The organism is Acuticoccus kandeliae (genome assembly GCF_003073115.1).
In genome coordinates, this window is the sequence record NZ_QBBV01000070.1 from 1 (window position 1) to 408 (window position 408).

The 408-nt window shown below is 71.1% G+C and carries 1 protein-coding gene; it reads left to right on the top strand.

The window, feature by feature from the left end; all coding sequences use genetic code 11:
* Positions 1-147: 147 nt before the first annotated feature.
* The coding region (locus tag DBV35_RS29350) for an STAS domain-containing protein (protein WP_205648944.1) at positions 148-408 on the top strand (261 nt) is incomplete at its 3' end.

Consider the following 408-nt stretch of genomic DNA (forward strand, 5'->3'; position numbering starts at 1 on the left):
GACTAGGCTGGTGCGGAGGCAGCACGAGCGGTACGTCAAGCAACGGCGGCCGGTTGTCACTCACGGTGACGTCGATGGCGCGTCCGGGAACGGACGACGAGCACGTCGACGGCGCCGACGGCGACGACTCGCGAGGGAGCACGACACATGAGCAGTGAGACGCCCACCGGGGTGGGGGGAGACCAGGGCCCCGACGTCGGCGAGGTCGTCCGCTTCGAGGTGACCGAGCACGGTGACGGCGCCGTCGTCGTCGGAGTGCACGGCGAGATCGACACGATGACCGCGCCCGTGCTGAGCGAGCGACTCGCCGAGCGGATCGGCTCCGCGAGCCTGCTCGTGGTGGACCTGACCCGGGTCACGTTCCTCGGGTCGGCCGGGCTGGCGGCGCTCGTCGAGGGCAAGGTCAGA